Below are 16240 nucleotides of genomic sequence, written 5' to 3'. Positions count from 1 at the left end.
AATTTTATAGAGGAGAATGATATGGACAAAAAACAATTAGCTATTAATACTATTAGATTATTATCTGTAGAAATGATTCAAAAAGCGAATTCAGGCCACCCTGGACTTCCTTTAGGTGCAAGCCCTATGACATTTACATTATTTAATGACATAATGCATTTCTCACCAAAACACAGCGATTGGATAAATAGGGACAGATTTATTTTATCAGCTGGACATGGGTCTGCAATGTTATATTCACTTTTACATTTGTTTGGATTTGGAATAACTGTTGATGATTTAAAAGAATTTAGACAATACAACAGCTTAACACCAGGACATCCAGAATATTTGCATACAAAAGGAATTGATGCTACGACTGGTCCTTTAGGACAAGGATTGAGCATGGCTGTTGGTATGGCAATTGCTCAGGAATATATGGCCAGCCAATTTAATACCGAAAACCACAAAATTTTTGATAACTATACTTACACAATTGTTGGTGATGGTTGTCTTCAAGAAGGAATAACTAATGAAGCTAGTTCAATAGCTGGATCATTAAAACTTTCAAAATTGATTTGTTTATATGATTCTAACAATATAACAATTGAAGGCGATACAAAAAATATTTTCTCAGAAAATGTCAGAGCTAGATATGAAGCGTTGGGCTGGGATACTTATTTTGTAGAAGATGGAAATGATATAGAAAAAATAAGAGAAACTATCCAACTTGCGAAAACAACAGATAAACCATCATTTATTGAAATAAAAACAAAAATTGGTTATGGAAGTGTCGTTGAAGGAACTGCAAAAGCACATGGAGCTCCAATTGGTGCAGAAAACATTCCAAGTTTAAAAGAAAAATTAGGCTTAGACTTTACAGAAGAATTCTATATTCCGCAAGAAGTTAAGGAACTTTTTGCGCAATCAACTTCAGAAAAGGAAAAATATTATTCTGAATGGGAAAGTATGTTTGAAGACTACAAACACACTCACAAAGACCTTTATGATAAATTAATGAAATTCTTATCTAAAGAAATTGATGAAGAATATTTAACATCTAAAGAGTTTACTAGCTTCGAAAAAGATGATGCTACAAGATCATACTCACATGTTTTATTAAATAGATTAAAAGATAAACAATTAAATATTGTTGGAGGATCTGCGGATTTAGCTCCATCTAATAAAACATTTATGGATGGTTTAGATGTATTTACGCAAACAAATCGATCTGGAAGAAACATACAATTCGGTGTTAGAGAACACGCAATGGCTGCTATAACGAATGGTATAAGTTTATATGGTGGATTAATTCCTTATTGCGCTACATTTATGATTTTTTCAGATTATTTAAAACCAGCGATGAGATTGTCATCTTTAATGAAGAGACAAGTACTATATATATTGACTCATGATTCAATTGGTGTTGGAGAAGACGGACCTACTCATGAACCAATAGAACAATTAGCAATGCTTAGAACTATTCCAAATCTTAATACTATTAGACCTGCTGATGGCTTTGAAACATCAATGGCATACAAGATAGCATTAGAAAATAAAGAAACACCAACAGCTTTAGTATTGTCTAGACAAAAATTAGTTAATTTAAAAGAAACTAACGAACAAGCCTTAAAAGGAGGATATATTCTAAAAAAACAAGAGTCTCCTGATTTAGTAATAATAGCAACAGGTTCTGAAGTTAAACTTGCATTAGATGCAAGTGAGGCTCTTGAAAAAGAAGGAGTTAAGGCTCAAGTTGTATCAATGATGTGTCAAGAAATTTTCGACAAACAAGATCAAGAATACAAAGATTCTGTTATTCCAAAAAATGTAGAAAAAAGAGTTAGCATTGAATGTTTGTCAACTTATGGATGGCAAAAATATACTGGACTTAATGGATTAAATATAGGAATAGATGAGTTCGGAATGAGCGCTCCAGGTAGTAAAATAATGGATCACTTTGGATTTACAACAGAAAAAATAGTTGAAAAAATAAAACAATATTTATAATCGACAGACCGTCAACAATTTTGTGTTGATGGTCTTTTTGTTTTAAAATTTTAATCGTTTTTAAAATTGAAATACTATTTCTTTTATGGTATATTTTTTATGGGAATATTAAAATATAGTTAAAGAATCGTAAAGAGGTGGATATGATAAATATTGTTCTTTTAGAACCAGAGAAACCTTCTAATACAGGAAATATAGGAAGAACTTGTGTTCTAACTAATTCTAGATTACATTTAGTTAGACCTTTTAGCTTTAGACTAGATGACAAATTATTAAAGAGGTCCGGCATGGATTATTGGGATAAAGTTGATTTAGTTATTCATGATGATATGAATGAATTTTTAGAATACATTAAAGGAAATGATAGAGTTTTTTATGTTGAAACTTTTGCAACAAATTATTATCATGAGCTTGAATATCAAGATGGTGATTTTTTCGTGTTCGGAAAGGAATCTTCAGGAATAAATAAAGATTTGGTAGTTAAGCACGATGATCATTCTATAAAGATTCCAATGAATATGGAAATTGATAGATCATTAAATTTAGCAAATTCGTGCAATATAGTTTTATTTGAAGCATTGAGACAGATAGATTTTCCAAGATTAAAGTAGGAGGTATTATGGATATTATAACTCCGGTTTTAGGTGGGTTGGCACTTTTCTTGTTCGGAATGACAATAATGGGTGAAGGTCTCCAAAAATCGTCAGGTAATAAATTAAAAAGGATAGTAGGTTCTTTAACTAGGAATAAATACATAGGTGTGTTACTAGGTATAGTAGTAACGATGGTAATACAATCATCATCTGCAGCGACAGTAATGGTTGTGGGCTTTGTAAATGCAGGTTTAATGCCTTTGAATCAAGCTGTTGGAGTAATTATAGGAGCAAATGTCGGAACTACAATTACTGCGCAAATAATCGCTTTTGATATTGCGAAATTTGCACCATTAATTGTAGCTTTTGGTGTACTTTTATATATGAGTGCAAAAGATGATAGGAAAAAAAATCTAGGTGAAGTCTTTGTTGGTCTAGGTTTAATTTTCATAGGAATGAATACTATGGGAGATGGATTAAATCCACTATCTAAAGAATTGTGGTTTAAAAATGCTTTATTAAAACTAAACTCACCGATAATTGGAGTTTTTGTAGGATTTTTCTTAACTACTGCAGTACAATCATCTTCGGCCTCTATTGGTTTAATACAAGCTTTGGGAAAACAGGGATTATTAACAATCAATCAAGCAGCTCCTCTTTTGTTAGGGGGTAATATTGGTACTACTACTACTGCTTTACTTTCATCAGTAGGAGCAGGGAAAAATGCTAAAAGAGCAGCAATAATACATTTATTATTTAACGCAATTGGTACGATAATTGTACTATTATTTTTAAATAAATTGATGCAAAACATAGTATCTATGTTAACTCCATTAAATGTTTCAAGACAAATAGCAAATTATCATACTTTATTCAATATAATAAACGTTGCAATTCAACTTCCGGTTTCAAACTTTTTAGTTAAAGCTGCTATGAAAATTGTTCCAGGTGAAGAACACGCAAAAGACTTACAATATTTAGATGACAGAATTTTGGAAACTCCTTCTATTGCGGTTGAACAAGCTAGACTTGAAGTTATTAGAATGAGTGATATAGTATATCAAAATTTTAAAAATGTTGATGAATATTTTATGACAGGTAATAAAAAACTAAGATCAAAAATATTAGAAGAAGAAAAAAGAATTAATAATTTGGAAAAACATATTGTTGAATATCTTGTAAAATTATCTAACAAATCTATTTCAGATGAAGAGCACACACAAATATTTATTATGCAAGATATGCTTAATGATCTCGAGAGAATAGGAGATCATGTTGAAAATATATGCGGAATTGTAACTCTTATTTATGATGAAGAAAAGGAATTTAGCAAAGTAGCTATCGATGAGTATAAAGACTTATATTCAAATGTAGAAAATGCAATAGTAGATTCAACTATGGCATTTAAAAATAATGACCAATCATTGGCTTCTAAAGTCGCAAATATTGAAAATAATGTAGACTTTTTAGAAAAAAAATATAGACATAATCATATCAAACGAATTAACAACAATGAATGTGATTCTACAGTGGGAGTTAATTTTTTAGATATTCTATCAAATTTAGAAAGAATATCTGACCATTGCACAAATATATCCAATTATACTCTTCATATTGAGGTTTAAAATTTGATTAATAAGATTATATATCGGGTATATAATAAAAGTATGTATTATGAAATATTTCAAGGAGGATTAAATGAAAGTAGCAATTAGTGGATTTGGAAGAATAGGTAGAGATGTAACAAGAATTTTAATTCAAAAAAATGACCCTGATCTTGAATTAGTGGCATTGAACATTACAAGTGACCTTAAAACAAATGCACATCTTTTAAAGTATGACTCAATTTATCGTACTTTTGAAAAAGACGTTGAAGTATTAGTGGATGACAAAATTAAAATTGGTGATAGGGAAATAACTGTTGTAAATAACAGAAATCCAGAAGAATTACCTTGGAAAGAATTAGGTGTTGATCTAGTTATCGATTCAACGGGCGCTTTTAAAGACAAAGAAGGTTTATCAAAACATATTAAAGCTGGTGCAAAGAAAGTATTATTAACTGCTCCAGGTAAATCAGATGTTAAAATGATCGTAGTTGGGGTAAATGACAAAGAATATGACCCAGAAACTGATGATATTATATCTAATGCATCATGTACAACTAACTGCTTAGCTCCAGTTGCTAAAGTATTAGATGATGAATTTGGAATTGAAAAAGGTTTAATGACTACAATTCACGCTTATACTAACGATCAAAACATTCAAGACGCTCACCACAAGGATTTAAGACGTGCGAGAGCAGCTGCTTTAAGTATGATTCCTACAACTACAGGTGCTGCTAAAGCTGTTGGTAAAGTTCTACCACAATTAGAAGGTAAAATGACAGGACTTGCAGTGCGTGTACCAACTCCTACTGGATCTATTACTGATTTAACAGTTCTTTTAGGTAAGGAAGTTACAAAAGAAGATATCAATAATGCTATGAAAAAAGCTAGTGAAGGCGAATTAAAAGGAATCTTAGGATATTCTGAAGATCAATTAGTATCTTCAGACATCATTGGAGATGAAAGAAGCTCAATATTTGATGCTGATATGACTTATGCTTTAGGAAATATGGTAAAAATTGCTTCTTGGTATGATAACGAATGGGGTTATAGTTCAAGAGTATTTGATTTAGCAAAGATTATAGCTACAAGATAATAAAACTATTTAGAGTCGATGGTAAAATATTTTTGCAATCGACTCTTTTCAAAGAAAGGTTAATCTATGAATAAAAAAACACTAAAAGATTTAAATGTTGAAAATAAAAGAGTATTAGTTAGAGTAGACTTTAATGTTCCAATTAAAGATGGTATTATTACTGATACGAATAGAATAGAAGCATCTATCGCAACAATAAAGTATTTAATAGATAATAATGCTAAAGTTATTTTAATGAGTCACTTAGGTAGACCAAAAGGCGAACCAAAACCTGAATTCACATTAAAACCGGTTGCTGAAAAGCTTTCTGAAATTATTGGTCAAGAAGTAAAATTTGTTGATAATGATAAAGTTGTGGATGATTCTGTTATTGAAGAAAGTAAACAATTACAATCTAAAGAAATTATGCTAATTCAAAATACGAGATTTAGAAAAGAAGAAGAAAAGAACGATGAAGAGTTTTCTAAAGAATTATCACAATTAGCTGATTTATATGTAAACGATGCTTTTGGAACCAGTCATAGAGCTCACGCATCAAACGTTGGAGTGTCTAAGTTCTTACCAAGTGCTGTAGGATTTTTAGTTCAAAAAGAAATAGAAATCATGGGAAAAGCTCTTGATGATCCGCAAAGACCTTTTACAGCAATATTAGGTGGTGCAAAAGTTTCTGATAAAATTGGAGTTATAGAAAACTTATTGGATAAAGTTGATACTATACTAATAGGTGGGGCTATGGCATTTACATTCATTAAGTCACAAGGAAAAAAAGTTGGTAAGTCTTTAATTGAAGAAGATAAATTAGATTTAGCAAAATCTCTATTGCAAAAAGCTCAAGAAAGAGGAGTTAAAATATTCTTGCCAGTGGATTTCGTGGCAGCTAAAGAAATGACTGAAGAATCTGATTCAAAAATAATTGGTATAGATGAATTCACAGACGATATAGCTGGATTTGATATTGGCACGAAAACAATAAAGATTTTTGATGAAGAAATACAAAAGTCCAAAACTATTGTATGGAATGGACCAATGGGAGTATTTGAAATCAAACAATTTAGCAAAGGTACTTTTGAAGTTGCAAATTCGTTAGTAAAATCTAATGCTACAACTATTGTTGGTGGTGGAGATAGTGCTTCAGCAATTGCAAAATCCGGAAATAAAGACAAAGTAACACATGTTTCAACAGGTGGTGGAGCTTCTTTGGAATTTTTAGAAGGCAAAATTTTACCTGGTATTGATTGTATTGATGAGAGATAGTAATATGAGAAAACCATTAATTGCAGGAAATTGGAAAATGAATATGACAGATGGAGAGACTAAGCATTTCTTAAATGATTTAAAGAATCTGAGAGTTTCTGATAATGTCGAAGCTTGCATTATATCTCCATTCACATCACTAAAAACTCTTACAGAAGCCTTAAAACATACAAATATTTCTACTGGAGCACAAAATATGTATTTCGAAGATAGCGGCGCTTTTACAGGAGAAATTTCTCCAAATATGCTTAAAGATTTGGGAGTGGACTATGTTATAATTGGTCATTCTGAAAGAAGAACTATATTTAAAGAAGATGATGAACTATTAAATAAGAAAATAATATCAGCTTTAACTCACAAACTTAAACCAATACTTTGCTGCGGAGAAAACTTAGAACAAAGAGAATCTAACAATCATGAAAAAATTGTGGAATCACAAATAAGATCTGACTTAAAAGGAATAAACGAAGAAGAGTTAAAATCTAAACTTGTAATCGCTTATGAACCAATATGGGCTATTGGAACCGGTAAAACAGCTTCAAGTGATGATGCACAATCAATGTGTAAATTTATTAGAAATTTATTAACAGAAATGTATAGTAAAGATTTAGCTGATTCAGTTAGAATACAATACGGTGGAAGTGTAAAACCTGAAAATGTAACTGATATTATGTCGAAAGAAGACATTGATGGAGCTTTAGTAGGGGGTGCGAGTTTAGAAGCAGAAAGTTTTTCTAAACTAATTAATTATGGAAAATAAAAGAGACAAATTAATTCTTATAATCTTAGATGGTTGGGGATTAGGCAAAGACTATCCAGGAAATGTTATAAAATTAGCTGATACTCCAACTTTTGACAGACTAATGAGTGAATATCCAAATTCACAATTGATTGCTTCAGGAAATGAAGTAGGTCTTCCGGCAGGTCAAATGGGAAATTCTGAAGTAGGACACATGAATATTGGTTCTGGTAGAATAATTTATCAAGATTTAAGTAAAATTACTAATGACATAGAATCTGGAAAATTTTATGAAAATGAAGTTTTAAAAAATATCATTTTAAAAACTAAAGAAAAAAATAAAAAACTACACCTATTAGGATTGGTTTCTTTTGGTGGAGTTCATTCTCATTATGATCACCTTGTAGCAATCCTTAAAATGTGCAAAAAGTTAGATTTTTATGATGTAGTAATACATTGTTTTACAGATGGAAGAGACGTATCACCAACATCTGCAAAAAATGATTTACAGAAATTACTAGATGATATAAAAGAAATTGGTGTAGGTAAGATTGCATCTGTCTGTGGTCGTTATTATGCAATGGATAGAGACAAGAGATGGGACAGAGTAGAAAAAGCATATAATTGCATTACTAATGGAGTAGGAAATAAAAATAATGACCCAGTCGAATATTTACAAGATAGTTATGATAAAAATATCACTGATGAATTTATTGAACCATGTGCAATAGTCGATGAAAATGATAACATTACAAAAGTCGAAAATGAAGATTCTTTTATATTCTTTAATTTTAGACCAGATAGAGCAAGACAACTTACAAGAGCTTTTGTAGACGATGATTTTGAAGGTTTTAAAAGAACAAAATACAAAGATATTTTGTTTGTAACAATGACAGAATATGATAAAACTATCCAAAATGTCCAAATAGCTTATCCAAAACAAGGATATAATAATGTATTAGGACAAATTATTTCTGAAAATGGATTAAAGCAATTAAGAATTGCAGAAACAGAAAAATATGCCCATGTAACATTTTTCTTTAATGGTGGTATAGAAAAAGAATTCAAAAATGAGGATAGGATACTAGTTCCATCCCCAAAAGTATCAACTTATGATCTTAAGCCAGAGATGAGTGCTGTAGAAGTTAAAAATCATGTAGTTGATGTCATTAATAAAGATATATACGACTTAATCATTTTAAACTTTGCAAATTCGGATATGGTTGGTCATACCGGTGTAATTTCAGCAGACAAAATAGCCGTTGAAACTGTTGATAAATGTCTAGACGAAATATTACAATCTATAGATAAAAATGGAAAATATCACGCTTTGATAACTGCTGATCATGGGAATAGTGAATATTTGATCGATGAAATGACAGGAGGACCATTCACGGCACATACAACTAATCCTGTGCCTTTTATAGAATATCCAGACAAAGATATCAAATTGAATAATGGTATCTTAGCTGATATAGCACCAACAATTTTAGAATTGATGAAAATAGATAAACCTTCTGAAATGACAGGTAAATCTTTAATTAAAAAAGGAGAATAAATAATGAGCTCAATAATTGACATTTATGCAAGAGAAGTTTTAGATTCTAGGGGAAATCCTACAGTTGAAGTTGAAGTTTATACTGAAGCGGGAGCAATGGGATCAGCGATAGTTCCTTCAGGTGCTTCTACAGGAGTACACGAAGCAGTAGAATTAAGAGACAATGATGAAAAAAGATTTCTAGGAAAAGGAGTAGAAACTGCTGTTGATAATGTAAACTTAGAGATAGCAGATGAATTAGTAGGTTGGGATGTGTTTGATCAAGTTGGAATAGATAATTATCTAATAGAATTAGATGGCACTGAAAACAAATCTAGACTTGGTGCAAATGCTATTTTAGGTGTTTCTTTAGCTGTTGCAAAAGCTGCTGCAGATGAAAATGGACAAAGATTATTTGAATATATTGGAGGCGTAAACGGTAAGACTTTACCTGTACCAATGATGAACATTCTAAATGGTGGACAACACGCTGATAATAATGTAGACATTCAAGAATTTATGATTATGCCTGTAGGTGGAGAAAACTTCAAAGAATCTTTAAGAATCGGTACTGAGGTATTTCATAATTTAAAGAATGTATTAAAGTCTAGAAAATTAAATACTGCTGTAGGAGATGAAGGTGGTTTTGCACCAAATCTCGAATCTAATGAGGAAGCATTACAAACTATAGTTGAGGCTATTAAAAAAGCTGGCTATGAACCAGGAAAAGATGTAATGATTGCTATAGATGCTGCAGCTAGTGAATTCTATGAAGATGGTAAGTACAATATGGCTGGAGACAATGCAGTTAGATCAAGTGATGAAATGATTGAGTATTATAAAAACTTAGTTGAAAAATATCCTATTATTTCTATTGAAGACGGATTAGCTGAAGATGATTGGGATGGTTGGAAAAAACTAACTAAAGAATTAGGTTCAAAAATTCAATTAGTTGGCGATGATTTATTTGTAACAAATGTTAAGAGATTACAAAAAGGTATAGAAATGGGTGTATGTAACTCCATTCTAATTAAATTAAATCAAATAGGAACTTTAACTGAAACTCTTGATGCCATAGAACTAGCTAAAAGACATGGATACACTGCCGTAATATCTCATAGATCGGGAGAAACAGAAGATACTACTATAGCCGATGTTGCCGTTGCAACTAATGCTGGACAAATTAAAACTGGCTCAACATCAAGAACTGATAGAATCTGTAAATATAATCAATTATTAAGAATTGAAGATATGCTAGAATCCACTGCAGTATACGATGGAATAAAGACTTTTTATAATTTAAGCAAATAATTAAAAATACAAGGAATCACAGCGATTATTAGCTGTGATTCCTATTAATTAGGTGAAAAATGTTAATCACTACGGTAATTTTAATACAGATAATTTTAACAACAATTTTATACATATATTTCAATCCAATATTTCTAGCAGTTGATGTAGTGATTACAGGAATATTTCTGTTTAAAGATAAAAATAAACTTATTGTATCACTATTAGTGTTATTTCTAACTTTAGTTCATTTGAACCTTATTAATGATAATTACAACAATATCAAGGATAATGAATTTGTAGATATTAACGCTGTAGTAATAAATAAAAACAGATCTAATAAAAAGTATATTGTAAAGGTAACTAATCAATATAATATAAAATTTTTATTAACAACAAAAAAAGATTTAAATATTGGTGATATTGTTAATATTAGATCAAAAGTTAATAAAGCATATACGAATGGTAATCCATATATGTTCAACTATAAATTTTATTTACTAAAAAGTAATATATATGGTGATATATATTGTAGGTCTAATCCCGAAATAATAGGAAAATCTAATTCCCATTTATTAAGAATTAGAAGTAAAATTTTAAACCACATAGTTTTTAAATTAGATTCAAATTTTAATGATATTGAATCATCTGTTTTAAAGTCAGTATTTACAGGGTTTAATTTTTTGAGTGAAGATTACACTAATAATGTTAAGACATTAGGAATAAGTCATATATTCGCAATAAGTGGGCTACATATTATTATTCTATACACGATTTTTAATAAATTATTTGGTATTTTTAAGATTAACAGAAAAATTATTTCTTGGTTATCTTTGTTTTTAATTGCAATATATGGATATGCAGTAGGACTACCTTCATCAATATTAAGAGCGTTTATTATGTTAGTTATAGTGGAATTATCTAATCAAATGCAGGTAGACTGGTATAATTTAAATAATTTAATTATTGCAGCTATTGTAATTTTGTTTATGAATCCATATAATCTATTTGATGTCGGATTTATTTTTTCATTTTTAGCAACATTTACTATTTTATATTTATATCCAAAATTCAAAAAACAAAATAGCAAACTACGTAATTATTTGATGCTTTCCACTTTAGTTTATATAATATTATTACCAATACAACTGAGGTTTTTTAATGAATTTACATTTGGTTTTATCATTGGAAATACCATTATTTTACCTATTTTTACACTTATCATACAATTGTCGGCTATTGTACTTTTGATACCTAATAGTTTTAATTATGTATTTGTTCAAATTATAAAATTTTGTTTAAAGATTATAAATTATATCTTCATTACAATTAATTCATTTAATATACAAATTCATAGTTTTATGAGCTTTTCTATATTGATGATTTTTGTTTATTATATAATAATATTTGCGATTTATAACAGACACTACTTTAAAACTTTAAACGATTTTAATAAACAAACTTTAAAAAATATGTTTTTTATAAGCGTAATTATGCCGGTAATTTTAAATATTTTTAATCCTATTACGCATATAAACTTTGTGGATATTGGTCAAGGTGATTGCTTACTTGTAAGACAATATTTTAAAAGTTTTATGATAGATACAGGAGGTTCATATAAATCAGAAGATAAATCTGGAACTTACCTTGTAGAATATCTTCACAAAATAGGTTTAAATAATCTTGATTATGTATTCTTGACTCATTTTGATGAAGATCATAGTAAGAATCTAATTGATATAAATAAATCTTATAATCCAATAGTTTTATCAAGAACTAATGGAGAAAAAATATTAAAAATCAAATATAATCAGAATAACCATTACGTAAATTTACAAAATAATCAATTACTAAAAATTGGAAATGTTTATATCAAAGTCATTGATAAACCCATAAATGATGAAGAGAACGATAAATCAATAGTTTACAAAGTATATGTTAATGATATTTCATTACTAATCACAGGAGACATTTCTGGAGAATATGAAAGAAATATTTTAAATGAAGATATAACATCTGATGTGTTGAAAATTTCCCATCACGGGAGTAAAAACAGTTCAGATTTAAATTTCTTAAAAAAGGTTAATCCCAAATTATCTATTATTTCTGTAGGTCTAAGAAATGATTATGGACACCCACATCATCAAACGCTAGATAATTTAAACAAACTAAATATTCCAATTAAAAGAACTGATATAGATGGAAATATTGAGATTGTCTCAAGCAAGATATTTAATACTATAAGATCTAATAGAGATAAATATTCGATTTTTAATATTTTAGTGAAAGAACAAAATTCAATTATTACAACAATTTTCGTATTATATTACTTTAAGAGTAGAGGAGTAAAAGATGGATTTTTCATTGGCGAAACAAAAATTAGATAATAATTTGTTGTCTAATCTAATTTTAATACACGGAGAAGAAAAGTTTTATATAGAAAAATATCTGTCATTAATAAAAGAGCACTACAAGGCTCAAAGTTTTGATGAGTACGAATTATCAGATTTCGAAAAAATATATAGTTCTTCTGAAACTATTCCTATGTTTAGTGATAAAAGACTCATTTTAATCGATGATGTAGATTTAACTAAAACAGGAATTTCAAAAAACAAGGAAAGTATTGATAATTTATTACCTTATATTAAAGACATTCCGGAGTATACTTTGATTATAATGACATCATACGGAAATGTATTTAAGTCTAAATTTTTAAAAGAAATAATAAACTATGGATCAGATATTGAATTCAATAAGTTAAACAGAAATCAATTAAAAGCTTATATAATAAATTATCTAAAAGGGAAGAAGATTAATAATAATATCGTTAACATTTTTATTGAATATTCTCTTTATCTTATAAAAAATTCTGAAAAGACTTTAATTGATGTTAATAATGAATTAGATAAATTTATAAACTTAGAGAAAGATGAAATAACAGAACATGATTTGAATTCTCTAATAAATCAATATGATAAAAATATTTTTGATTTAACAGATTCAATAGCATCAAAAGATTTATCTAAGACGATATATTACTTAAATTTACTTATAAATGACACATCAGACACTTTTAAAACGCTTCATATGGTTATTAGATTATTTAGAAATTTATTATATATAAAAGAACTTCTACGTTTGAAAGTTTCGCAAAATGAAATCACAAAGAGAGTAAAAATATCATCATACGAATTAAATAAAGTTCAAAGTTTTGTGAAAAATTGGAGATATGACCAGTTAAGATTTGCGATTCATAAAATGTATGAAATAGAAACTACATTAAAAACAAATACGTTAAATTCTAAGTACTATATAGAAAATAGTATTTGCGAAATTTTAGCAAAAAAATAAAGGTTGAATTTACTTCAACCTTTAAATAATGTAATGGATCCTTTACATTATTTCTATGCTAATTTGTTTAATTCTTTAGCCATTCTGCTAATTTTTTTAGCTGCACTGTTTTTAGAAATTGTGTTCTTACTTGCAGCTTGGTCAATCTTTTTAGTTGCTAAATTAAATAATTTAGTAGCGTCTTCTTTATCGTTTTTTTCAACAGCTGCTTCAAATTTCTTTATGAAAGTTTTGATAGCTGATTTTTTAGATTTATTTCTAGCTGTTTCAAGTTTAGTTACATCAATTCTTTTAATTGCTGATTTAATATTTGCCATAATATCCCTCCTTTATTTTTGAACAGTGTTATTATTATACACTATAGAATTAATTATTTCAAGTAATCTAGAACATTAATTGTAAATTATGTTATAATAGGTTGGTAAAGAATGGTGATAGTATGAAGAAATTTTTAAATAGTAAGTTTTCAAATTTGCTATTTGCAATATTTATAGCTTTAGTAGTATGTTTCGTAATAAAAACTTTTATTTTACAAACACAAATAGTAAAATCATCAAATATGAGTCCCACTTTAACTTCTGGAGATTTTGTTCTCATTAATAAATTAAACAAAATTACTGGATATATTAAAAAAACTGATATAGTTCAGTATTATGATCAGAAGGATTCAGAATCTAATATTGCAAGAGTTATTGCAATGCCTAAGGATTCAGTGGAAATTATAAATGATGATATTTTTGTTAATGGAAAAAGAATATATGAACCTTATATTCTACTACAACAGTCCAAAAAATTAAACAACAATAAATGGGTTTTAAGTAAAGATGAATATTTTGTTATAAATGATAATAGAGAACTAGATGATTATAATGACAGCAGGTATATCGGACCCATTAATAAAGATTCAATAATCGGTGTTGTTTTCTTTAGATTATATCCTGTTGATAAGATTGGTTCGATTTAGGAGATTTAAATGAAACACGATAAAAAATACATAAGAAATTTTTCAATAATAGCGCATATAGATCATGGCAAATCAACTTTAGCTGATAGATTGATTGAAGAGACAGGTATGCTTACTCATAGAGAAATGAGTGAACAGGTTTTGGATTCTATGGATTTAGAACGCGAAAGAGGTATAACTATCAAATTAAAAGCCATTAAGTTATCTTATAAGGCTAAAGATGGTAATGTATATAACCTAAATTTAATAGATACACCTGGTCATGTTGACTTTACTTATGAAGTAAGTAGATCATTAAAAGCGTGTGAAGGTGCAGTATTAATCGTCGACGCAACACAAGGTGTAGAAGCACAAACATTAGGAAATGTATACTTGGCCATCGACCAAAATTTAGAAATATTGCCTGTAATAAATAAAATTGATTTGCCAAGTGCCGACATTGATTTTGCCAAAAAAGAAATAGAAGATATTATTGGATTAGATACTGAAAATGTTCCTGCAGTATCGGCGAAAGAAGGAATAAATATAGTAGATGTTTTAGAAGACATAGTAAACAATGTTCCTGCACCAATTGGAGATGAAAATAAGCCTTTAAAGGCATTGATATTTGATTCATATTACGATTTTTATAAAGGTGTTGTCGTTTATGTCAGAGTTTTTGATGGTTGTATAAAGCCAGGATCTGAAATTTTAATGATGTCTACTAACAAATCCTTTGAAGTTACTGAATGCGGTTACACATCTTCTGGTATGGTTAACACAGATGAAATTAGCGCTGGAGATGTAGGGTATGTTGTCTGCAGTATCAAAAATGTAAAAGATGCTAGAGTAGGTGACACTATAACAGATAAAAACAATCCTGTAAGTAAACCTTTGGATGGATATAAACAAGTTACACCAATGGTTTATTGTGGTATTTATCCTGCTGAAGGTGAAGATTTCAATTCTGTAAGAGATGCACTAGAAAAACTCCAAGTTAATGACGCAGCTTTGACATTTGAAAATGAAACATCAATTGCACTAGGTTTTGGATTGAGATGTGGATTTTTAGGGTTGTTACACATGGAAATTATTCAAGAAAGATTAGATAGAGAGTTTGACTTAGATATCATTGCTACTGCTCCAAGTGTAATTTATAAAGTTCATAAAAAAGATGGGACTGAAGTAGAAATACAAAATCCTACAAATTTCCCAAAGGAAACTGAAATTGATTATGTTGAAGAGCCTGTTGTTCATGCAGAAATCATGACTCCTACAGATTATGTCGGAGTAATTATGGAACTTTGTCAAGGAAAAAGAGGAACTTTCATAGATATGACTTACCTTGATGAAAAAAGAGTAACAATAAAATACAAATTACCATTAAATGAAGTAATTTATGATTTCTATGATGCTTTAAAATCAAAAACAAGAGGTTACGCATCTTTGGATTATGAATTAATTGGCTATGAAAAATCTGATTTAATTAAACTTGAAATAATGATTAATTCAGAAAAAGTTGACGCGTTAACATTAATTGTTCACGAAGATTTAGCTTATGAAAGAGCAAGAAAAATAGTAACGAAACTTAAAGATGAAATACCAAGACATCAATTTGTAATTCCTGTACAAGCTGCAATAGGAAATAAAATTATCGCAAGAGAAACTATAAAAGCATACAGAAAAGATGTACTTGCTAAGTGTTACGGTGGAGATATAACTAGAAAGCGTAAACTATTAGAAAAACAAAAAGAAGGTAAAAAGCGAATGAGATCTGTAGGTAGCGTAGATGTTCCTCAAGAAGCTTTCTTATCAGTCTTAAAATATGATGAAGGAAATTAAAT

13 protein-coding genes are annotated in these 16240 nt (G+C 28.9%); 12 read left to right on the top strand and 1 reads right to left on the bottom strand.

Annotated elements, in window-relative coordinates; translation table 11 throughout:
* Window positions 1–21 precede the first annotated feature (21 nt).
* From tkt to holA, 10 genes are all read left to right on the top strand, one after another.
* The gene (tkt, locus tag ACU68W_RS00595) at window positions 22–1989 is read left to right on the top strand and encodes a transketolase (protein WP_094223489.1); all 1968 of its coding nucleotides are present in this window, start codon (window positions 22–24) and stop codon (window positions 1987–1989) included.
* Between the two features lie 143 nt (window positions 1990–2132).
* Window positions 2133–2600: a tRNA (cytidine(34)-2'-O)-methyltransferase gene (locus tag ACU68W_RS00590; protein WP_094223488.1), complete on the top strand. Its 468-nt coding sequence runs from the start codon at window positions 2133–2135 to the stop codon at window positions 2598–2600.
* A gap of 8 nt (window positions 2601–2608) precedes the next feature.
* On the top strand, window positions 2609–4207 hold the full coding sequence (locus tag ACU68W_RS00585; RefSeq protein WP_094223487.1) for a Na/Pi cotransporter family protein: 1599 nt from the start codon (window positions 2609–2611) through the stop codon (window positions 4205–4207).
* Between the two features lie 73 nt (window positions 4208–4280).
* Window positions 4281–5282 (top strand): type I glyceraldehyde-3-phosphate dehydrogenase, encoded by a 1002-nt coding sequence (gene gap, locus ACU68W_RS00580; RefSeq protein ID WP_094223486.1) that lies wholly within the window; start codon window positions 4281–4283, stop codon window positions 5280–5282.
* A 66-nt stretch (window positions 5283–5348) separates the two neighbouring features.
* A complete protein-coding gene (locus ACU68W_RS00575; protein ID WP_094223485.1) occupies window positions 5349–6536 on the top strand; it encodes a phosphoglycerate kinase in 1188 nt (395 codons plus the stop codon).
* A 4-nt stretch (window positions 6537–6540) separates the two neighbouring features.
* A complete protein-coding gene (gene tpiA / locus ACU68W_RS00570; RefSeq protein WP_094223484.1) occupies window positions 6541–7296 on the top strand; it encodes a triose-phosphate isomerase in 756 nt (251 codons plus the stop codon).
* Window positions 7286–8833 (top strand): 2,3-bisphosphoglycerate-independent phosphoglycerate mutase, encoded by a 1548-nt coding sequence (gpmI, locus tag ACU68W_RS00565; protein ID WP_094223483.1) that lies wholly within the window; start codon window positions 7286–7288, stop codon window positions 8831–8833. Before tpiA ends, gpmI begins: the two co-directional genes overlap by 11 nt.
* A 3-nt stretch (window positions 8834–8836) precedes the next feature.
* On the top strand, window positions 8837–10123 hold the full coding sequence (eno, locus tag ACU68W_RS00560) for a phosphopyruvate hydratase (protein WP_094205699.1): 1287 nt from the start codon (window positions 8837–8839) through the stop codon (window positions 10121–10123).
* Window positions 10124–10182: 59 nt separating this feature from the next.
* A complete protein-coding gene (locus ACU68W_RS00555) occupies window positions 10183–12489 on the top strand; it encodes a DNA internalization-related competence protein ComEC/Rec2 (RefSeq protein WP_446755940.1) in 2307 nt (768 codons plus the stop codon).
* Window positions 12455–13453: a DNA polymerase III subunit delta gene (holA, locus tag ACU68W_RS00550; protein ID WP_094205697.1), complete on the top strand. Its 999-nt coding sequence runs from the start codon at window positions 12455–12457 to the stop codon at window positions 13451–13453. The genes ACU68W_RS00555 and holA overlap by 35 nt, the downstream gene beginning before the upstream one ends.
* 53 nt (window positions 13454–13506) lie before the next feature.
* On the opposite strand, the gene rpsT is transcribed toward holA, so the two are convergent.
* Window positions 13507–13770: a 30S ribosomal protein S20 gene (gene rpsT, locus ACU68W_RS00545; protein WP_002836452.1), complete on the bottom strand. Its 264-nt coding sequence runs from the start codon at window positions 13768–13770 to the stop codon at window positions 13507–13509.
* A 122-nt stretch (window positions 13771–13892) separates the two neighbouring features.
* Between rpsT and lepB the strand changes: the two genes are divergently transcribed.
* Both lepB and lepA read left to right on the top strand, forming a co-directional pair.
* Window positions 13893–14417 (top strand): signal peptidase I, encoded by a 525-nt coding sequence (gene lepB / locus ACU68W_RS00540; protein ID WP_094208618.1) that lies wholly within the window; start codon window positions 13893–13895, stop codon window positions 14415–14417.
* A 9-nt stretch (window positions 14418–14426) separates the two neighbouring features.
* Window positions 14427–16238, top strand: a complete 1812-nt coding sequence (gene lepA, locus ACU68W_RS00535) for a translation elongation factor 4 (RefSeq protein WP_094223480.1) — start codon at window positions 14427–14429, stop codon at window positions 16236–16238.
* Window positions 16239–16240 lie beyond the last annotated feature (2 nt).

The organism is Finegoldia sp. P2-F-LR, from assembly GCF_052932265.1.
The sequence above is the reverse complement of the archived record's forward strand: the minus strand, read 5'-3'. Positions and strand labels throughout refer to the sequence as shown.

Coding starts and splice junctions, on each gene's coding strand:
- tkt (WP_094223489.1), top strand. CDS start 22: ATGGACAAAAAACAATTAGCTATTAATACTATTAGATTATTATCTGTA.
- ACU68W_RS00590 (WP_094223488.1), top strand. CDS start 2,133: ATGATAAATATTGTTCTTTTAGAACCAGAGAAACCTTCTAATACAGGA.
- ACU68W_RS00585 (WP_094223487.1), top strand. CDS start 2,609: ATGGATATTATAACTCCGGTTTTAGGTGGGTTGGCACTTTTCTTGTTC.
- gap (WP_094223486.1), top strand. CDS start 4,281: ATGAAAGTAGCAATTAGTGGATTTGGAAGAATAGGTAGAGATGTAACA.
- ACU68W_RS00575 (WP_094223485.1), top strand. CDS start 5,349: ATGAATAAAAAAACACTAAAAGATTTAAATGTTGAAAATAAAAGAGTA.
- tpiA (WP_094223484.1), top strand. CDS start 6,541: ATGAGAAAACCATTAATTGCAGGAAATTGGAAAATGAATATGACAGAT.
- gpmI (WP_094223483.1), top strand. CDS start 7,286: ATGGAAAATAAAAGAGACAAATTAATTCTTATAATCTTAGATGGTTGG.
- eno (WP_094205699.1), top strand. CDS start 8,837: ATGAGCTCAATAATTGACATTTATGCAAGAGAAGTTTTAGATTCTAGG.
- ACU68W_RS00555 (WP_446755940.1), top strand. CDS start 10,183: ATGTTAATCACTACGGTAATTTTAATACAGATAATTTTAACAACAATT.
- holA (WP_094205697.1), top strand. CDS start 12,455: ATGGATTTTTCATTGGCGAAACAAAAATTAGATAATAATTTGTTGTCT.
- rpsT (WP_002836452.1), bottom strand. CDS start 13,770: ATGGCAAATATTAAATCAGCAATTAAAAGAATTGATGTAACTAAACTT.
- lepB (WP_094208618.1), top strand. CDS start 13,893: ATGAAGAAATTTTTAAATAGTAAGTTTTCAAATTTGCTATTTGCAATA.
- lepA (WP_094223480.1), top strand. CDS start 14,427: ATGAAACACGATAAAAAATACATAAGAAATTTTTCAATAATAGCGCAT.